Annotated in this window: 13 protein-coding genes and 3 pseudogenes; 8 read left to right on the forward strand and 8 right to left on the reverse strand. The window is 48.8% G+C overall.

Going from position 1 to position 18,514, the window contains the following annotated elements; genetic code table 11:
* Nucleotides 1-10 precede the first annotated feature (10 nt).
* Nucleotides 11-376, forward strand: a complete 366-nt coding sequence (gene rplS / locus CGZ65_RS11125) for a 50S ribosomal protein L19 (protein ID WP_095503711.1) — start codon at nucleotides 11-13, stop codon at nucleotides 374-376.
* Nucleotides 377-858: 482 nt separating this feature from the next.
* Nucleotides 859-2,877: a BCCT family transporter gene (locus CGZ65_RS11130; RefSeq protein WP_096295855.1), complete on the forward strand. Its 2,019-nt coding sequence runs from the start codon at nucleotides 859-861 to the stop codon at nucleotides 2,875-2,877.
* 65 nt (nucleotides 2,878-2,942) lie between these two features.
* Here the strand turns inward: CGZ65_RS11130 and pepN are convergent, their stop codons facing one another.
* From pepN to CGZ65_RS11150, 5 genes and pseudogenes are all read right to left on the reverse strand, one after another.
* Entirely contained in the window at nucleotides 2,943-5,633 is a 2,691-nt protein-coding gene (pepN, locus tag CGZ65_RS11135; protein ID WP_096295856.1) for an aminopeptidase N, read from the reverse strand.
* A 132-nt stretch (nucleotides 5,634-5,765) separates the two neighbouring features.
* A pseudogene (locus CGZ65_RS15275) lies at nucleotides 5,766-6,646 on the reverse strand (DUF1974 domain-containing protein).
* Entirely contained in the window at nucleotides 6,640-8,205 is a 1,566-nt protein-coding gene (locus CGZ65_RS14395) for an acyl-CoA dehydrogenase (RefSeq protein WP_232507442.1), read from the reverse strand. Before CGZ65_RS14395 ends, CGZ65_RS15275 begins: the two are co-directional and overlap by 7 nt.
* Nucleotides 8,206-8,485: 280 nt before the next feature.
* Nucleotides 8,486-8,935 carry a MarR family winged helix-turn-helix transcriptional regulator gene (locus CGZ65_RS11145; RefSeq protein ID WP_096295857.1) on the reverse strand — a complete coding sequence of 150 codons (450 nt, stop codon included), beginning with the start codon at nucleotides 8,933-8,935 and terminating at the stop codon, nucleotides 8,486-8,488.
* 97 nt (nucleotides 8,936-9,032) lie between these two features.
* Entirely contained in the window at nucleotides 9,033-9,845 is an 813-nt protein-coding gene (locus tag CGZ65_RS11150) for an MFS transporter (RefSeq protein ID WP_096295858.1), read from the reverse strand.
* Between CGZ65_RS11150 and CGZ65_RS12995 the strand changes: the two genes are divergently transcribed.
* On the forward strand, nucleotides 9,765-10,697 hold the full coding sequence (locus CGZ65_RS12995; protein ID WP_157742783.1) for a transposase: 933 nt from the start codon (nucleotides 9,765-9,767) through the stop codon (nucleotides 10,695-10,697). The two genes, CGZ65_RS11150 and CGZ65_RS12995, sit on opposite strands and share 81 nt — an antisense overlap.
* Before the next feature lie 2 nt (nucleotides 10,698-10,699).
* Here CGZ65_RS12995 and CGZ65_RS11160 read toward each other — a convergent pair whose 3' ends face one another.
* On the reverse strand, nucleotides 10,700-11,164 hold the full coding sequence (locus tag CGZ65_RS11160; protein WP_232507443.1) for a p-hydroxycinnamoyl CoA hydratase/lyase: 465 nt from the start codon (nucleotides 11,162-11,164) through the stop codon (nucleotides 10,700-10,702).
* Between the two features lie 503 nt (nucleotides 11,165-11,667).
* The gene (locus CGZ65_RS11165; RefSeq protein ID WP_096295859.1) at nucleotides 11,668-12,459 is read right to left on the reverse strand and encodes an acyl-CoA thioesterase; all 792 of its coding nucleotides are present in this window, start codon (nucleotides 12,457-12,459) and stop codon (nucleotides 11,668-11,670) included.
* 179 nt (nucleotides 12,460-12,638) lie between these two features.
* Here CGZ65_RS11165 and CGZ65_RS11170 point away from each other — a divergent pair.
* Nucleotides 12,639-12,870 (forward strand): annotated as a pseudogene (locus tag CGZ65_RS11170) (IS3 family transposase); the annotation flags it as partial.
* Between the two features lie 68 nt (nucleotides 12,871-12,938).
* On the opposite strand, the pseudogene CGZ65_RS11175 reads toward CGZ65_RS11170, so the two are convergent.
* Nucleotides 12,939-15,349 (reverse strand): annotated as a pseudogene (locus CGZ65_RS11175) (penicillin-binding protein 1A).
* A 150-nt stretch (nucleotides 15,350-15,499) separates the two neighbouring features.
* Here CGZ65_RS11175 and pilM point away from each other — a divergent pair.
* The 4 genes from pilM to CGZ65_RS11195 are packed head-to-tail and all read left to right on the forward strand — an operon-like array spanning nucleotide 15,500 to nucleotide 18,512.
* Nucleotides 15,500-16,606 carry a type IV pilus assembly protein PilM gene (gene pilM / locus CGZ65_RS11180; protein WP_198345285.1) on the forward strand — a complete coding sequence of 369 codons (1,107 nt, stop codon included), beginning with the start codon at nucleotides 15,500-15,502 and terminating at the stop codon, nucleotides 16,604-16,606.
* Nucleotide 16,607: 1 nt separating this feature from the next.
* The gene (locus CGZ65_RS11185) at nucleotides 16,608-17,219 is read left to right on the forward strand and encodes a PilN domain-containing protein (RefSeq protein ID WP_096295862.1); all 612 of its coding nucleotides are present in this window, start codon (nucleotides 16,608-16,610) and stop codon (nucleotides 17,217-17,219) included.
* Nucleotides 17,220-17,897, forward strand: coding sequence for a type IV pilus inner membrane component PilO (locus tag CGZ65_RS11190; protein ID WP_096295863.1), 678 nt, complete (start codon nucleotides 17,220-17,222; stop codon nucleotides 17,895-17,897). It begins immediately after the preceding gene.
* A 21-nt stretch (nucleotides 17,898-17,918) separates the two neighbouring features.
* Nucleotides 17,919-18,512: a pilus assembly protein PilP gene (locus CGZ65_RS11195; RefSeq protein WP_096295864.1), complete on the forward strand. Its 594-nt coding sequence runs from the start codon at nucleotides 17,919-17,921 to the stop codon at nucleotides 18,510-18,512.
* Nucleotides 18,513-18,514: the final 2 nt, after the last annotated feature.

The following is an 18,514-nucleotide window of genomic DNA, read 5'->3' on the forward strand; positions in this document are numbered from 1 at the left end:
AGGAAAAACAATGAACCTGATTCAACAATTAGAGCAAGAAGAAATCGCTCGTTTGAACAAAGAAATCCCTGAATTTGCACCGGGCGACACCGTAGTCGTATCTGTACGTGTGGTAGAGGGTACCCGTAGCCGTCTGCAGGCTTACGAAGGCGTGGTAATCGCCCGTCGTAACCGTGGCCTGAACAGCAACTTCATCGTACGCAAAATCTCTAGCGGCGAAGGCGTTGAGCGTACTTTCCAACTGTACTCTCCAAACGTTGAAAAAATCGAAGTGAAACGCCGTGGTGACGTTCGCCGCGCGAAACTGTACTACTTGCGTGGCCTGACTGGTAAAGCAGCCCGTATTAAAGAAAAATTGCCTGCCCGCAAAGGTTAATTTACCCGATTTGAACCCGCTTTTCATAAGCGGGTTTTTTATTGCCTGCTTCATCCTATTCCATCTCTAACTTCCCCTGAGTTTTAAAAAGATATATATAGCGGTTTCGATACCAGGCAGCAAGTCGAAGACGGTACAAGTAGTACGGCAAGGCGCAGCAACGCCGTAGCGAAAGTTAATCCGCTATAGTCGATTTAGAAAAATCGAAATCCTATATTTTTCCAAAATTTCACACCTTACTTTTTAAGAATTCTTCGACTTAGAACCAATAACCAAAAGCATAAAATATCTCAAAAAATCCGGCCCAATTGTTGGCAATTTTACAGAAAACCGTTAATTTGTTATAATTGTTAATTATTTTCTCAAAAAAGCAATTTAACTGCTTTGGTTAAGTTGTTTCTTACTCTCGCTTTTTCTGTTTACAGAAAGCCGTCTGAAATTTCCATCGCTGTTCCTGATGCGATACTGATATGGAGAAGTTAATGAGTTTTCACTCGCTCATCCACAATAAATCCTCTTTCAATCCGATCGTGATTGTCACCACATTAATTTTTGTTGTTCTATTACTGATCGGCACACTCGCTTTTCCGGCGGGCATGCAAAATACGCTCAATTTTCTGAAAGAAGGCATTTTCCAGCACTTTAGCTGGTTTTATATTTTAACCTTTTCGATTTTTCTGTTTTTTCTAATCTTCCTTGCCATCAGTAACCTTGGCAGCATCAAACTGGGCACCGACGAAGAAGAGCCTGAATTTTCATTCATGTCGTGGCTGTCTATGCTGTTTGCTGCGGGTATGGGTGTTGGTTTGATGTTTTTCGGTGTAGCAGAACCTTTGTCACACTATGCCGACCCCATCAGTAATGGCCAAGCAGAATCCGCCATGCTGCACACCTTCTTCCACTGGGGCATTCATGCTTGGGCGATTTATGGCGTAATTGCTTTGGCACTGGCCTACTTTGGCTTCCGCTATAAATTGCCATTGGCCTTGCGCTCTTGCTTTTATCCGATTTTAAAAGACAAAATCAATGGCCGCTTGGGCGATGCCATTGAAGTGATGGCGCTGATTGCTACGCTGTTCGGTATTATTACTACTTTGGGTTTTGGTGCCGTTCAATTAGGTTCCGGTTTACAGCAAATCGGCTGGGTATCGGAAAACAGCTTCAGCATGCAAGTCATCATAATTATCACAGTGATGACGCTGGCCGTGGCTTCAGCCGTTTCAGGCGTGGGTAAAGGTGTAAAAATTCTGAGCGAATCCAATTTGATATTAGCCGCACTGTTGATGTTGTTCGTATTGTTTACCGGCCCTACTTTGCACTTATTGGGCGCATTCAGTAACAACTTGGGCAACTATCTGAGTAATTTGGTCGAGCTGAGCTTCAAAACCTATGTATACGAAACCAATAATACTGCTTGGTTCAACGGCTGGACCGTGCTTTACTGGGCATGGTGGTGTTCATGGGCACCGTTTGTCGGCCTGTTTATCGCCCGCATTTCACGCGGACGCACCATTCGCGAATTTATTTTCGGCGTATTGGTAATTCCAAGCTTGTATTGCGTGTTGTGGTTTACCATCTTTGGTAACAGCGCAATCTGGCTGGATACCAACGTGGCCAACGGTGCTTTGGCCGGCCTGACTTCCTCACCGGAAAAATTGCTGTTTGCCTTCTTAGATTACCTACCGTTGCCAACATTGAGCAGCATCGTCGCCTTGATTGTCATTTCTTTGTTCTTCATTACCTCTGCCGACTCCGGCATTTATGTGTTGAACAGCATTGCATCACGCGATAAAAGCATGGCTTCACCAAAATGGCAGGCCATTATGTGGGGGATTTTGATGTCGGCGATTGCCATTGCCCTACTCAACTCAGGCGGCATGAGCGTGTTACAAACCATGACCCTGATTACTGCCTTGCCGTTTGCATTTTTGATGATTCTGATGGCCTTCAGCTTGTGGAAAGCCTTGGAAGCCGACCAAAAATACTTTAACGCCGTGGTTACCCCGACCAGCAGCTACTGGACAGGCGAGCGTTGGAAAGAGCGTTTGCAAACCATGCTCAACCAATCTCAAAAATCGGATATTCACAGCTTCATGAAATACACCGCCCTGCCGGCCATGCGTGAACTGAGTATGGAAATGAACAAAGGCTACGGCCTGACTGTCCAAGTCAACACCGAAGCACTTAACGATGAAGAGCCGTCGATTGAATTGGTAATTGAAAAATCGACCATGCGCAATTTCGTATACGGCATCAAATCCGTGCGTTACGACATTGCCGAGCAGCTGGTACAAGAAAGCAACCTGCCGCATATTCGTAACAACATCACTTACGCACCCGTTACTTATTTTTCAGACGGCCGAACCGGCTACGATGTGCAATACATGAGCCGCGAGGAGCTGATTGCCGACATTCTGAAAAACTACGAACGTTACTTAAGCCTGATGGAAGACGTAGGACAAGAAATCATGTCGCACGAGCAAACCGAATTGGCTGAATAACATTTAAAATCAACAGGCCGTCTGAAAGATAATCTTTCAGACGGCCTTTTCTTTATTTCAACCTATCAAGCCAAAATCTTGCCCACAATCTCGCCCACGTCTTTCGATAAATCATCCTGCGCTTGAATACGTTGCAATTGTGCAGTCATTAAAGTGCGGCGGTGAGGTTCGAGTTTGCGGCAGATATTGAACGCCTGTACCAAACGCGCGGCCACTTGCGGATTGAAGCGGTCGATTTCCATCACTTTATCCGCTACGAATACGTAACCGCTGCCGTTTTCCGCATGGAAATGCGGTACATTGCGGCTGAAACTGCCCAGCAATGAGCGTGCTTTATTCGGGTTTTCCAAGCTGAATTTCGGGTGGTTTAAGGCCGTCTGAACTTGCGCCAACGTATCGCTGCGGTGGCTGGCGCCAATCAGGATAAAGTATTTGTCCATCACCAGCGCGTCATCGGCGTAACGTTCGGCAAAGCGGTCGAGCAAGGTGTTGCGGCCTTCGTATTCCAAATGGTTTACCGTATTCAACACACTGATTTCATGGGTCATATTCGGCGAAAGCTGCTCGTAGCGTGTGATGTAATATTGCAAACGTGCGCAGGTAGATGCTTCGTGACCGGCACGCTGTCCGCATTCGTAATTGCCCACTTGTATGGTTAGGTGACGCTCGACCCGGATGGCCAACAGGCGAACTGCCGCCAGCAGCGCACGCACACCGGCCAATTCCGGATGATATTCATACGGTGCTTCAACGCCGCTTTCGGCTTCTTGCGCCAACGCCCATTCGCGCGTTTCAACCAACTCGTTGATACAGGCTTCGGCCAGCGCATTCAGCAAAGCTTCGCGCGCCTGGTGGTAATGCAACGGGTTAATGTTGTCGTCACCATCCCACAATTCACTTTCAGACGGCATATGCAGCAACACGGCTTTAAACGCGGCATCCAAATCGGGATTGGTCAACACCTGTTTCACCGCCTCAATCAAACCCGTATGTTGCGGCAAAGCCCCGCCCGACCGAATCGCCGCCAAATTGACGGCAACAGCGCGTGAATACAGCGTTTGCGCGGCTTCCCAACGGCTGAATTCGTCGGAATCGTGTGCCAACAGTAAGGCCAAGTCGGCATCGCGATACGGATAATTCAGATGCACCGGCGCTGAGAAACCGCGCAGCAATGAGGGTACCACGGCTTCGTTCACACCGCCCAACACAAATTCCTGCTCCGCCTCGGTCAACAGCAACACCGCTTCACTCACGCGCCCGCCCTGATACTCAAATTCAACCGCCTCGCCGTGTTGGTTGAGCAAACCGACTTTTACCGGCATCATCATCGGCTTTTTCTCGGCAGCCGGCATATCGGGTGTGGCCGGAATGCTTTGTTTGATGTGCAACACAAAATCATTGTTGTTCAGACGGCCTGTGATGTCTAAAGTCGGCGTACCGGCTTGGCTGTACCACAAGGCAAATTGGTCGAGGTTGATTTCATTGGCATCGGCCATTGCATGGCGGAAATCATCGCAGGTCACGGCTTGGCCGTCGTGGCGTTTGAAATAGAGCTCCATACCTTTTTGGAAGCCCTCTTCGCCCAGCAGCGTGTGATACATGCGCACCACTTCCGCGCCTTTTTCATACACGGTCATGGTGTAGAAATTATTCATTTCCTCATAACTGGCCGGGCGCACCGGATGCGCGGTCGGGCCGGCATCTTCGGGGAATTGGTGTTGGCGCAGCATACGCACATTGTCAATTCGGCGCACGGCACGGCTGGCACGGTCGCCGGAAAACTCTTGGTCGCGGAACACGGTCAAGCCTTCTTTGAGCGACAATTGGAACCAATCGCGGCAAGTTACGCGGTTACCCGTCCAGTTGTGGAAATATTCATGGCCGATAACGGCTTCAATGCCTTCAAAATCAGTGTCGGTGGCAGTGCGGCTGTCAGCCAGCACATATTTGGTGTTAAAGATATTCAAGCCCTTGTTTTCCATCGCGCCCATATTGAAATCGCCCACAGCCACGACCATGTAGATATCCAAGTCGTATTCCAAGCCGAAGCGCGTTTCGTCCCACGCCATTGAGTTTTTCAACGCTTCCACCGCGAAGGATACTTTACCTTTATCCGCCTCCGTAGTGTAAAACTCAATCGCCACTTCCCGGCCGCTTTGGGTGGTAAACGTGTCGGCAGTCAAGGCCAAATCGCCGGCTACCAGCGCAAACAGATAGCTCGGCTTGGCAAAAGGATCAATCCATTTCACCCAATGGCGGCCGTCTGAATACATGCCGCTGTCGACCTTATTGCCGTTGGACAGCAACACCGGATAGCGTTTTTTATCCGCCACGATGGTGGTGGTGAATTTCGACATCACATCCGGACGGTCAGGATAAAAGGTAATCTTGCGGAACCCCTCCGGCTCGCATTGGGTGAACAGATTGCCGCCGCTGGCATACAAGCCCATCAGCGATTTGTTTTCAGACGGCACAATGCGCGTTTCCACCTCCACCACAAAGCTTTCAGACGGCATTTGCACCACGGTCAGCTTGTCATCGGCCAGCACATAATCCACCGCTTCACCGTCAATTTCAAACGACAGCAATTCCGCCGAACCGTCCAACACCAACGGCGCATCTACCGCCAAAGGCTCGATAATCAAACGCGATTTAACGCGCGTGTCGTGTTCGTTGATGTCGAAATGCAAATCGGTTTTGCGAACCGAAAACGCCGGCACGGCATAGTCTTTTAAATAATGTACGGTTTTGCTCATGGCAACCGGCCTTCACAATCGAAAAAAAACAATTGTTAATATGGGTTTAAGACGGCTTGAATTCAAGTGTCTTGAGCCAACAAAGGCCGTCTGAAAACATATTTTCAGACGGCCTTCGATAATTATCACCGATTAAAACATCCTAAATTCAAACGGTTTCGGATTGGCTTCGTTCAAATCCATATCGAAGCCGTCCACCGTAATCGCGATTTTCACCAAGCAGCGGGCTTCGCGGACTTGGTCGTCTTGTTCGGCGGGAATCAAGCCTTTTTCTACCGCCTCGCTGATTTTTGCAGACGGCTTTTCGGCGGTGAGCCGGCCTTTGGCTTCGGCTTTACGCAAAGCTTGTTCCAGCTTGGACGTTTGGCGCACCGCTTCCATCGCCGGTTTCAACACGGCCAAAGGCTCATCGGCCTTTTCAACGTCGCCTTGCGGATGGAAACGGAAGCGGGTCAAGCGCTCGAGTGTTTCGCCGTGTTGCTGCATATCGGCAGCCACTTGATGCACCAGCTTGTCTTTCGGTGCGCTTTCTCGCTTACCCAATGGGAACATCACTACGTGTAAGAGCAAAGCGGCGCAGCGGTTCGGCAGGTTTTGCACCAAGCCGGACAAGGCTTGTTCTGCTTCATACAAGGCCAAGCGTACGGCGTATTCGGCAATGGGCAAATCGGCTTCACGGCTGCCTTCGCGCTCAAAGCGTTTAAACAGGCCGAAGCGATGTAGAGATTGGAAAACGCATCTGCCAGGCGGCCGGAAAGGCTCTCACGGCGTTTCAAATCACCGCCCAAGCTCAACATGGCGACATCAGCCGCAAAGGCAAACGCCGCGCTCAAACGGTTGAGCCGTTTGTAGGCAAAAGCCAACGGGCTTTTCGGTGCGTAGCCGCCGCCGTGGGTAAGGCCGAACACAAAGCTGCGGGCAGCATTGGATGCGCTTTGGCCTAAGTGTTGTTGGAATGCCCGGCCAAACGCGTTCACATCGTCTTTTTGCAACGCGTTGATTTTGGTCAACACATGATGATGGCAGCGGAATGCGCCCTGCCCGAAATCATCAGGCAGCGGGCCAAAATGTTGGCGCCTTCCGCCGTGATGCCGATCGGCACGGCGTTGTACATCGAAGCCAGATAGTTGCGCGGCCCGCCGACCACGGCGCGTCCGCCGTGAATATCCATGGCATCATTCATCACTTTGCGCAGGCGTTCGGTATTATTGAATTTCACCATCGCCGAAATGACCGATGGGTTCTCACCCAAATCCAAGCCGGTCAAAGCCAGATCTTGCGTGGCTTCCATTTGGTAAGTGTGGCCGCCGATGAGTGCCAGCGCGTCGGCCACTCCTTCGAATTTACCGATCGGTAAACCGAATTGCCGGCGGATGCCGGCCCATGCGGAAGTTGTCCATGCCGCGTGTTTGGCGTTGCCCACCGATTGCGGCGGCAGCGAAATGCAGCGGCCGACAGACAAACATTCCATCAACATACGCCAGCCCTGACCGGCGTAATCACGGCCGCCGATAATCCATTCCAACGGGAAGAAAATGTCTTTGCCCCACACCGGCCCGTTCCAAAACGGCGTTTCATTCGGGTAATGGCGGCATTGGTGATGCAAACCTTCCATCACGGTCGGCAACAATGCGCAGGTGATGCCGATGTCTTCTTTACCGCCGAGCAAGCCTTCGGGATCACGCAATTTGAAGGCCAAACCAATCACAGTCGCAATCGGCGCCATGGTAATCCAGCGTTTTTCAAAGCTCACGCGCACACCCAATACGTTTTCATGATGCGAGCCGCCGCGCGGATCGGTATAGCTGCCGTAACACACGAAACCGGTATCCGGAATCGCGCCCGCGTCCGAACCTGCCCACGGGCCGGTCAGAGCAAAACACGGCATATCGATGCCCTTCGCCAAGCGCGGCAGGTAGTAGTCTTTCTGCTCGTCGGTGCCGTAGTGCTGAATCAGTTCGGCAGGCCCTAAAAAATTGGGCAGCATAATCATATAAGCGGCGGCCGGGCGGCGGCTGGCGATTTTGTTCTCTACTTTGGCATGGGCGTAATGCGAGAATTGTTTGCCGCCGTATTTTTTGTCGATAATCATGGCGATAAAGCCCTGATCTTTCACATATTGCCACACTTCCGGCGGCAAATCTTTATCGTGATGGATAAAGCGCCAATCATTGAGCATTTGGCACAGGATTTCGGTTTCATTATCGATAAAGGATTGTTCTTCTTCGGTTAATTCCGGGTCGCGAAAGCCGGATAATTTGCGCCAATCCGGTTTGCCGTTGAAAATTTCCGCGTCCCACCACACCGTGCCTGCATCAATGGCTGCCTGCTCGGTGGCCGACAATGGCGGCAAAATGTTTTTAAAAAGCTTAAATGCCGGACGGCTGACAAATTTCATCCGCAGCGATGCCACACCCGACAGCGCACACACCGCCAGCCACGGCAATGCAAACCACCATGCGAACACGCCCGTGAGCAAACCGAACACGCCCACAGCGACCCACAGCCACAACGGTGCGCTGAAAAAGGCCAATGCGGCCAAACAAACTATTGCGATGATTGTGCCTAACATCGTTTCTCCTTTATTGATTTTCTCTGTATTTTTTATCGAGGCCGTCTGAAAATAAACTTAGCTTTCAGACGGCCTGAGGGCTTTGTAAAACTCCTTTTAAAGCCGGTACATATAAAACCGCCGTCATTCCCGCGTAGGCGGGAATCCGTTTCCGGGCATGACAAACTATTGAATAAAACAGGTTTCTTAAATGCTGAGATGGATTCCCACCTACGCGGGAATGGCGGCGGTTTTGGTTTTTATTAATGATTCATCAGTTTTGCAAAGGTCTCGGCCCGCATTAGCCGCCGCGCAAATTATCCAACAGCCGCTGCACCGTGGCTTTGAGCATAATCACGCTTTCGGGTGTCAGCCCATGCAGCATTTTGGCTTCAAACGCCTCTGCTTCTTTCATGCAGCGGGCGAACACCTCGCGGCCGGTGTCGGTCAATTCAATCAGCACCATGCGGCCGTGATTCGGATCGTTACGCTTGGTCACCCAATTGTGTTGCACCATGGTATTCACAATCTGATTGGCAGCCTGAGGCGAAATGAAAGAGCGTGCGGCCAGCGCGGCGTTGGCCGTGGCACCGCGCCGCTGAAGATTCGACAGCATGGTAAATTGCGGCAAGCTCACGCCCAATGGTTTTAAAGCTTCGCTCAACTGCTGGTTGACTAGGCGGTCAAGGCGGCCGATGTTGTAGCTGACGGTCGGTTGGCCGGCGGTGTCTTCCCAATATTCATTCTTCATAGCCGTGACTCCGGAATCCTGTGTTTCAAAGCCCGTATGTTACTGCTTTTCAGACGGCCTTTCTATGCCGAAGGCCGTCTGAAAACAGGCAGGGTGATTAAGCTTTGGTATCTTGTGTTTTCTTAAAGCGCAACACCAAGACAAGCGCGCTGACAAAGGCCACGCCAATCACCGGAATGGCGGCGCTGATCACGGCCGGTCCGGATTGTCCCGCGCCCAAAATCAAGCCTGCCAAAATCGGACCGGCAAACGAACCGGCACGGCCGACTGCCACCGCGGCACCCACGCCCGTGCCGCGGATGGCAGCCGGATAAAACATACCGGCCAATGCGTAGAGCGTGCCTTGTCCGCCGATGATGAACATACCGCAAGCCAAAGTCGCGGCGATGATGCTGCCCAATTCGCTGCCGTACGAGAGCGCATACAGCGCGGTCGGCATGCCGGCATAAATCAACATCACCACGGCTTTAATATTGAGCTTGTCCAAAAACAGACCCAACACCAGCGTGCCGATGACGCCGCCGACGTTAAAGCCGATTTGCACATAGTTGATTTCTTCGCGGCTGAAATTTTGGTTGGCAAACAGCGTCGGCAGCCAATTGAGCAACACATACAGCACAATCAGCGTACAGAAAAAGCTCACCCACAATTGCAGCGTGCCGAAAATACGCCCTTCGCCGAACAAAATATGGCTGATGGAAAAGCTGCGCTGCTCGGCTTCGAGTTTGCTTTGCAGATAGGCTTTCGATTCCGGCAACCACATCCAAATAATCGGCACCAACAGCAGCGGCGCGAAACCGCCGACGTAGAAAATCGATTCCCAGCCGAATTGCTTGGTCATCGAAATCGCCACCAGCGAAGTGATGATGCCGCCGGCCGGTACGCCGCAATACATATAGCAAATAAACATATTCTCCGATACAATTCCCCATGGCCTATTCAGAAGACTTCAAACAACCCGTACTCAAAAAACTCCGTCAAGGATGGACGATTCGCAGAACCGCAAAAGAATCCGGCACCGCCATTCTCCACCATCACACTTTGGAGACGCCCTCCGGCTCCCCAGGCCCCTCCAAAGCAACGGAAAACCCGCAAAATCAGCGCCCAGGCACTGCTCGAAGATGTCGGGCGTTATCCTGATGCCTATTGCTGTGAAAGAGCGCAACGCTTTGGCTGTTCCCATACCGCCATACACAAAGCATTAAAGCGATACGGCATCAGCTGCAAAAAAAAGACCAACCGCCACCCGAAAGCCGGCAGAAGGCTCAGAAAAAACTTCCTGAAGTTACTGCACCGCTACATCCGCCGTAACCGTCCGGTTGTTTGTTCAGATGGGAGCAAATTCGGAAAATCCTGTTACCGGCCTTACGCTTATGCGCTAAAAAGCCGGCGTTGTTATGCGCTTCATGATTGGCAGGGGCATCATCAGACCAATGCCGTTGGAGCGTTATTTCACGGCAAACTGTTTGCCGTCGGGCTGTTTGATTGCAGTATTGACCGCCGGATATTTGATGCTTGGTCGGAGCGGGTTTTGATTCCGGAGCTGCCGCAAAACAGTGTGGCGGTGATGGATAATGCGGCGTTTCATAAGGGGAATGCTTTAGCGCTTCTGAAGGAGAAAGGCCATACCGTGTTATGGCTTCCGCCCTATAGTCCCGATCTGAATCAGATAGAGAAAAAGCGGGCTTGGATTAAAGGTGTTGGGAATCGGCTGAGAATGGCGGATGTGGATTGGCTGTTTCAGGCGTGTATCGATAAATAAGTTTATTTGATATAATACAGCGATTGACGGTGGCGGACGGTATCCGCCATGGCTTTGCTCACCAAATTACCCGGCGGAATGCCCCAGTTGATTTCCGACAAACCGAACACGGCTTCATCGGCAGCAATCGCCAAATCACAAGCTACCAACGGCGAGAATGCGCCGCCGAAACACCAACCGTTGACCATCGCAATGGTCGGTTTATTGTAAAAACGCAGCATCTGCCATTGCCATTTGCACGCTTCGCGGCGGGCTTTTTCTTGTGCGATTTCAGGCAGGCCGTCGGTTTCACGGAAATACTCTTTCAAATCCATGCCCGCCGTCCACGCACTGCCATCACCGGTAATCACCACCACGCCGACATCGGCATCCTGCTCCAACACCTCCAATACATCGCCCATTTCGCGGTTGAGCGTCGGGCTCATGGCATTGCGTTTGTCGGGGCGGTTAGAACGATACCCACGCAATTTGGTTTTCTACGGCCACTTTCACAGTCTGCCAGCGGTTTTCGTATGACATGGTTTCTCTTCTCTATATGATTCGGGTGCTTGTTTGAACATGGTTTGAGTATAATATCAACTAAATTGACATTTCAAGCCTCGCAAACAGAATTTACACAAACCTGCCCAAAAATTATATTAAACTTATGATTTTAAATAATTTAATTTTTATAAACTCATAAAATGAGTTGAAAAATGTTTTATTTTTAACCATTTTATTATCATGTAAATTGATATAAAGTGGCCGTCTGAAAACATTTCAGACGGCCTGTTCCTCAATTACATTACACATAACATTATCGTCGTTTAGCCCTTCAGATGGCCCGAGACCTTTGCAAAACTTCAGATTTGAGTACAGTTCGAAGTAAGCAAACATAGAAAGCGCAGACATATACCTAGATAGGCAAGCTTTCGGGCAGCGCATAACGAAGAAATGTGCCAAAGATAAAGATTTTGCAAAAGTTTCAGTTTTAAGCAAACACTGTCACCGTCTGGCGGCTGATGAGCGTCAACACACCGCTTTTGTCCCTCATCCGCGCTTCAGTGTGGCCATAGCCTTCCGCCGCATAATCGGTGTGCACTTCGTATTGCCAGAAATCATCCATCATAATATTTTGCGGTTCATGCAGCAATTCCAGCGTCCAAGTCAGGCTGCTCATCGGTGCGATGCCGTCAATCAAAACGGCAGGTGTAGGCGGAAAACCGTCGGCCAATGCCACCAAGTGCGCCAAGGTAAAATCGCCCTGTTGGTTTTGAAAACGCGTATAAGCGCCAAACGAAGCACGTTCCGCCCCGCTAAACGCCTGCGCCCCTTCTGACCATCGTAAATCCAAATAATACAGAAAAGCCGATTCCAAACCACCCAAATCAGTCTGGGTCGGTAAATTCTGCGGCGGCTGCCATGCCGGTGCAGGCTTTGAGGCCGTCTGAACCGCTTTCGATTGGCGTGCCTCACCAAAACTGGCCAACAACACTGCCAACACTTCACCGTCCTGTGTCAAATGCACCTCTCCCTGCACCACCGATTTGCCCACCCGCAACACGCGCGCATCCAAATGCACGGTTTCGGCGGCATTGACCGGACCGATAAAATTGACCGTCAGTGAACGCAAGCGGCGCGGTTTATCCAAAATATGCTGCAATTTGGCCAGCATCAAAGCCGCCGTTACGCCGCCGAATAAAGAGCGGCCTTGAAACCAGTCTGCGCCGACGGTGATGCCGTCGTGCGTCTTCAGCAATTCAAATGCTTGATTTAAATCCATATTTCTTCTGCTATTGTGTATTTATTATTTTTTGGATTATATAAAGCAGGTTGATATATTGGCAATCGAAAAATACACAAAGGTCGTAGGCCGTCTGAAAGGCCAAACGCCGCTGTTGCATTCCCCGACTAAGGTGTGCTTTACCGCACCGAGGCTTATGGGCGAAACCGGCTGAGAAAGGAATGGTGCAAAGCATGTCGCGTAAAGATACGCTGGGACAATGCGCCGATGGCGCGTTTCTTCGGTACATTAAAAGAAGAGAGCTTCTATCAGGAAGGAGCGTTATCGGTTGCGGAATTGACTGGAGTTATAGATGATTACATACATTACTACAATCATGAACGGATTAGTTTGAATTTAAAAAAGCTGAGTCCTGCGGCTTACAGAACCCAGCTTGAAAAGGCTGTTTAAGAAAGATTTTTAATTTGTCCAAGACTTGGGGGACAGTTCATAAGCTTTCAGACGGCCTGTTAACATCATTAGAACAATGAATCCAATTGTTTACTGCCATCACCGTTATTGGTATTGGTTGGTGGCAACGGTGTTTCTGCCGGAGCCGAACGCGGCGCTTCATTGCCTGAAAGGCGCGACGTACCCTCACGATTGGTCGTGGTCGCAGGAGAAGATCGGCGCGGCGCGGCATTACTGCGTGGCACGCTGCCGCTGTTATCCAACGACAAATCAGTGTTGGTCACCTGACGCTCTTTCATATAGTACTCACCGTCTTTGGTGACTGTACCTTCCGGCACTTTCATACCGACAATTTTAGTGCCTTTCAGAGCAAAGCGCATGTATTCAACCCATACCGGCACCGCAATCGTACCACCATAACCGGCCTTACCCATACTTTTCGGTTTATCGAAACCGATATACACTGCGGTGACCACGCTTGGATTAAAGCCGATAAACCATGCATCTTTGTTGTCGTTGGTGGTACCGGTTTTGCCGGCAATATCTGAACGACCCAAGGTATTTGCACTGCGCGCCGTACCGGAACGCACAACATCCTGCATGATTTTATACATGATGTATGCATTACGCGGATCAATTGCCTGCGGCGCATTTTCTCCGGCTACCAACGGCTGCATCTGCGCACGCAAACGGCCTTGGCTGTCGTAAATCTTATCAATCACATGCGCCGATACGCGGTACCCACCATTGGCAAATACAGCATAGCCTTCAGCCATGCGCAGCGGCGTGGTTTCACCGGTACCCAAAGCCATCGACAGCGTAGGTGGAATTTCAGACGGCTTAAAGCCAAAACGCTGAATATACTGTTGGGCATAGTTCACACCAATCGACATCAAAATACGGATAGACACCATATTTTTCGAAGCAGTCAACGCTTGACGCAACGTGATGTAACCCGAGTAGCGGCCGTCTGAATTTTTAGGCGTCCACACCGTACCGTTAGTCCCCTTACCCGGCAAAGAAATCGGCGCATCGTTGATTTGAGTCGAAGCAGTCATACCTTTTGCCAAAGCCGCCGAATATACGAATGGTTTAAACGTTGAACCCGGTTGACGCATGGCTTGGGTCGCTCGGTTGAATGTTTTGCTGTGATAGTCATAGCCCCCACCAAAGCGCGTACCGCACCGGTTTTCGCATCCAACGACACCAGCGCACCTTGCAGCAATGGTTCTTGAACTACACGCCAATTGTCGCCACTACCCTTCAAGCGGATAATCGAGCCACGCCGAATGCGGTCATCACCCATTTTTTTATTCTCTACTGCGCGTGCGGCAAAGCCTAATGCATTGCTATTCAGCGTCACTTTACGACCGCTCGGCAATTGAACCTGAATACTTCTCTTAGCCGTTTCCAACACGACCGCCGGCACCATACCGTCTACAGTATAAAGTGTTGAAAGATGCTGGCTGACTGCGTCTTCTACATCATCAACTTTGGATAAATCGATAAAATTTTCCGCACCACGATAGCTGCTACCGCGATCAAAGTTACGCAAAGTACGACGCAGCGCAGCGGTTGCTGCTTTTTGATGATCGGTGCTAACTGTGGTGTACACTTTAAAACCTTGGGTATAAGCATCTTCACCGTATTTTTCGTACAACTCTTGACGCACCATTTCCGCCACATACAGCGCATTTTGATCGATTTTTTGCACAAACCGCTCATAATGCAGCTCTTCTTTCAATGCTTTATCACGCTGTTGCGTGGTAATCATGCCCTCTTCGGCCATATTGTTCAAAATATAAGTCTGACGGATTTTGGCACGCTCAGGATTTACAATCGGATTATAAGCAGAAGGCGCTTTAGGCAAACCAGCCAACATAGTCGCTTCAGCCAAAGACAAATCTTTCACACTTTTGTTGAAATAAATTTGTGCTGCCGAAGTAAAGCCATAGGAACGTTGGCCTAAGTAAATTTGGTTGAAATACAGCTCCAAAATCTGATCTTTACTCAAGGATTGTTCAATTTTATAGGCCAGTAATGCCTCATTGAATTTACGGGTAAATGTGCGCTCGCTACTCAAATAGAAATTTTTGGCAACCTGCTGCGTGATGGTACTGGCACCGGATTGAACACCACCCGCCACCACATTACCCACAACAGCACGGGCAACACCGATTACATCCACGCCCCAATGTTCATAAAAGCGCTTGTCTTCTGCCGCCACTACGGCATCTTTAAGAACTTTCGGGAAATTTTCAATTCTTGTAAACTCACGGCGCTCTTCACCATATAAACCAATTACTTCGCCGTCTGAAGAATAAACAGTAAGCGGCATTTTCGGTTGGTAGTGTTGTAAAGTATCCAGCGAAGGGAGTTTTGGATAAGTGACCAAAATTGCTATTGCAATCAACCCAATACCAAAAAGGACTAATCCGAGGAGCAACCCAATACAAGTAGTTATAATCTTTTTAATCATGACCAATTAATATTTTGCCATCAAAGGCATTAAATAAAGTAAAATAGCTAACCGTTTCTATAAAACACAGTTACCGGTGTGCAAAGAAAAGAATCCCTCACGGATATCGAAACTGTTACTCACTTCGTAATGATACAGGGAAGTCATATTATGCGCTTATCAAAAAGCACTAAAAATACAACTACAAAAACTAATAAATCACCAAGCGGGTTAAACAACCGTACTGCTATCGGCATCGACATCAGCCAACATGCCATTAAGATGGTTCAGCTGTCAGGACGTAGTTTAAACCAAATTCAGTTGGAAAAATACGTTATTACCAAACTGCCTAAGAATATTGTCAAAGGTAACAAAATTCAAGACTACGAACAACTTGTTACTTATTTGCAACATAGTTATACCCAACTGCGTACCTCTTGCAAAAATTTCGTTGCCGCCATTCCGCAAAGCACCGCAACCGTAGAACAAGTTATCTACAATCCGAAACACACCGATTTAGATTTGGAAGATTTTGCCGAATCTGAAGTTTCTCAAATCGGCCCGGTTGAAGAGATGAATTACGATTACCAAGTGACCGGTACTTCTGTTTCCCCTGCCGGCCAGCATGTACTGATGGTGGCTTCTCGCAAAGACGACATCGAACCGCGCATTGAGATGTTTGAGAACGCGGGCATGGATTTGTATGCGATGGATTTAGATTTATTGGCCCAGCGCAATGCTTATGCCTACTGGATCAATCATCATGCACCTGAATTGACCAATGAGAAAATCGCTGTATTCGGCATCTATGCCACGCAAATGTATGCGTTGATTATGCAAAACGGTCAAATTCTCTACAAGCAAGAAACGCCGGTCAGTACAGAACAATTAAACCAATTAATCCAACGTACTTATCAAGTCACCGAAGAAAAAGCGGGCCAAATGATGGTAGCGGCAACCCGGCCGTCAGATTACCAAACCCAAATTGCCGATCGCTTTAACGTGCAGGTCGCACAAGAAGTACAACGAGTTTTGCAGTTTTACTACACCACACAAAACACGGAAACTTTCTCAAATGTCAAACACATTTTGCTCACAGGTGCGCCCTCTCAGCAAAACGGCTTGGCCGAAAGCATTTTCTCGCAAACCAATACGCCGACTCAATGTGTTCATCCAGTAACCTACACTGAGCGAAGCAGCAAAATAGATTTACCACAACTACAAATAGATGCGCCATCGTTAACCATGGCTTTCGGATTAGCTTTAAGGGGATTGTAATATGATTGAACTTATTAAAATTAACCTTCTTCCTTATCGGGAAGAAATTAAACAACGTAAAAAGCAACAGTTCAAAATATTAATGCTGACTGCTTTGCTGATTGGTCTAGGCCTATCGGCATTAACTTATCTGAGCATTAATGGTGCCATCGACAGCCAACAAGGCCGCAATGCATTCCTTGAGTCGGAAATTAAAAAGTTGGATGACGACTTGGGCGAAATTAAAAAGTTGCAGGCAGAAAAAGAAAATTTCTTAGCCAAAAAAATCAAGGTTGAAGAATTGCAGGAAAAACGCTCACAAGCGGCATACATTATTGATACGCTGAATGTTTTGACACCTGACAATACCTACCTGACTGCTTTAGAAGCTGAGAATCCGACTACATACAAGGTAACCGGGCGTGCCATCAGCGACAACAAAATCGCCGTATTTATGCGTGCATTGCCAAGCACAGGCGTATTTTCTCAACCTGAATTGTTAAGCATCAAAAAAGTAGAAAATTATCAAGAATTTACTCTGCGTGTCTTACTGACTCAAAACACTGCTCCTGTGGCCAATCTTACCGCTTCGGAAGCTATGCTTCAGACGACACCTGCACAGGAGGTAAAATAAATGGCTACTGCAAAGAAATTAAAAGATATTGATGTTCAAAGCCTTTACTTGCTTAGCGCACCTGCTAAGTTGGTTTTGGCGGCATTGTCGATTTTAGCAATTTTGGTCATTGGCTACTTTGCCTTATTCAAAGGTCAATTGGAAACATTGGCGCAACACGAAGAAACCGAAGTTAAGCTCAAAGAAACTTACACCAAGAAAAGTATTGAAGCTGCCAGTCTGAACAATCTGCAAGCCGAATTAACATCAATTCGCTCTGCATTTAATGTATTGCTCAAACAATTACCGACCGATGCTGAGATTCCAACCTTAATTCAAGAATTGCATCAGGCCGGTTCGACCAACGGTTTGCGCTTAGACAGCGTGTTGCCGCAACCACCGGTACCCGACGGCCCCATTGAAAAGCTGCCTTATGAAATTGCCATTACCGGCAAATACAACCAAATCAGCCAATTTACCCGTGGTGTCGGCGAGCTTTCACGCATTATTACTTTGGAATCCTTGAAAATCACACAATCAACGGAAGACAAAAACAGCAAAGATGGCAAAGGTGATGTACTCACACTGAGTGCAACGGCCACTACTTATAAAGCGCGACCTGCTGAAGAAGTTGCTGCCGAACAACAAGCAGCCGAAGAAGCCAAGCAAAACGGCGACTCCGGCAAACCACAAGAATAGAAAAAGTAATATAGGGAAATCATGAAAAATACTATCTTACTCCTAGGCGTTTTTAGCATTGCGGCATGCACCCCGACTTATGATGATTTAAGTCAATGGATGACACAAACCCGCGCAGATGCCAAGAAACACATTATTCCTTTTGAAGAACCGACTGTAACGCCGCCTAAAGCGTATATTCCGCCAAGCTATTCTGGTCCGAACGCATTCGATTATCGACGCCTACAGAATTTGACTGCAAGAACCGGCAGTAATGCACCTAACCTGCGCCGTACCAAAGAGACTTTAGAAGCTTTCAGCTTAGAAAACCTCCGTTATGTTGGCAGCTTGCGTAGTGACAACCGTATTTCCGGCTTCATCCAAGCCGAAAATCATGTTTACACTGTCGTACCGGGTAATTACATTGGGCAAAATTACGGTAAAATCCAAAAGATTACCGAAGATAAAATCATCATTACCGAAATGGTTGAAGACAGCTACGGCAACTGGATTTACCGCACAGCCGAATTGCCTTTAAGCAGTCAGCCGGACAGCAGCAACCTGCCGCAAACCGTTACACCTACAGCACAACAATCTGCACCTGTCGGCGAAAATGCTGCGCTTGTTACAAATTAAAT

It is taken from the genome of Neisseria weixii, assembly GCF_002327085.1.
GTDB lineage: Bacteria > Pseudomonadota > Gammaproteobacteria > Burkholderiales > Neisseriaceae > Neisseria > Neisseria weixii.

What these genes read in the sequence shown, in the direction of transcription:
- rplS (WP_095503711.1), top strand. Translation starts at nt 11, where the DNA reads ATGAACCTGATTCAACAATTAGAGCAAGAAGAAATCGCTCGTTTGAAC.
- CGZ65_RS11130 (WP_096295855.1), top strand. Translation starts at nt 859, where the DNA reads ATGAGTTTTCACTCGCTCATCCACAATAAATCCTCTTTCAATCCGATC.
- pepN (WP_096295856.1), bottom strand. Translation starts at nt 5,633, where the DNA reads ATGAGCAAAACCGTACATTATTTAAAAGACTATGCCGTGCCGGCGTTT.
- CGZ65_RS14395 (WP_232507442.1), bottom strand. Translation starts at nt 8,205, where the DNA reads ATGTTAGGCACAATCATCGCAATAGTTTGTTTGGCCGCATTGGCCTTT.
- CGZ65_RS11145 (WP_096295857.1), bottom strand. Translation starts at nt 8,935, where the DNA reads ATGAAGAATGAATATTGGGAAGACACCGCCGGCCAACCGACCGTCAGC.
- CGZ65_RS11150 (WP_096295858.1), bottom strand. Translation starts at nt 9,845, where the DNA reads ATGTTTATTTGCTATATGTATTGCGGCGTACCGGCCGGCGGCATCATC.
- CGZ65_RS11165 (WP_096295859.1), bottom strand. Translation starts at nt 12,459, where the DNA reads ATGGATTTAAATCAAGCATTTGAATTGCTGAAGACGCACGACGGCATC.
- pilM (WP_198345285.1), top strand. Translation starts at nt 15,500, where the DNA reads ATGCGCTTATCAAAAAGCACTAAAAATACAACTACAAAAACTAATAAA.
- CGZ65_RS11185 (WP_096295862.1), top strand. Translation starts at nt 16,608, where the DNA reads ATGATTGAACTTATTAAAATTAACCTTCTTCCTTATCGGGAAGAAATT.
- CGZ65_RS11190 (WP_096295863.1), top strand. Translation starts at nt 17,220, where the DNA reads ATGGCTACTGCAAAGAAATTAAAAGATATTGATGTTCAAAGCCTTTAC.
- CGZ65_RS11195 (WP_096295864.1), top strand. Translation starts at nt 17,919, where the DNA reads ATGAAAAATACTATCTTACTCCTAGGCGTTTTTAGCATTGCGGCATGC.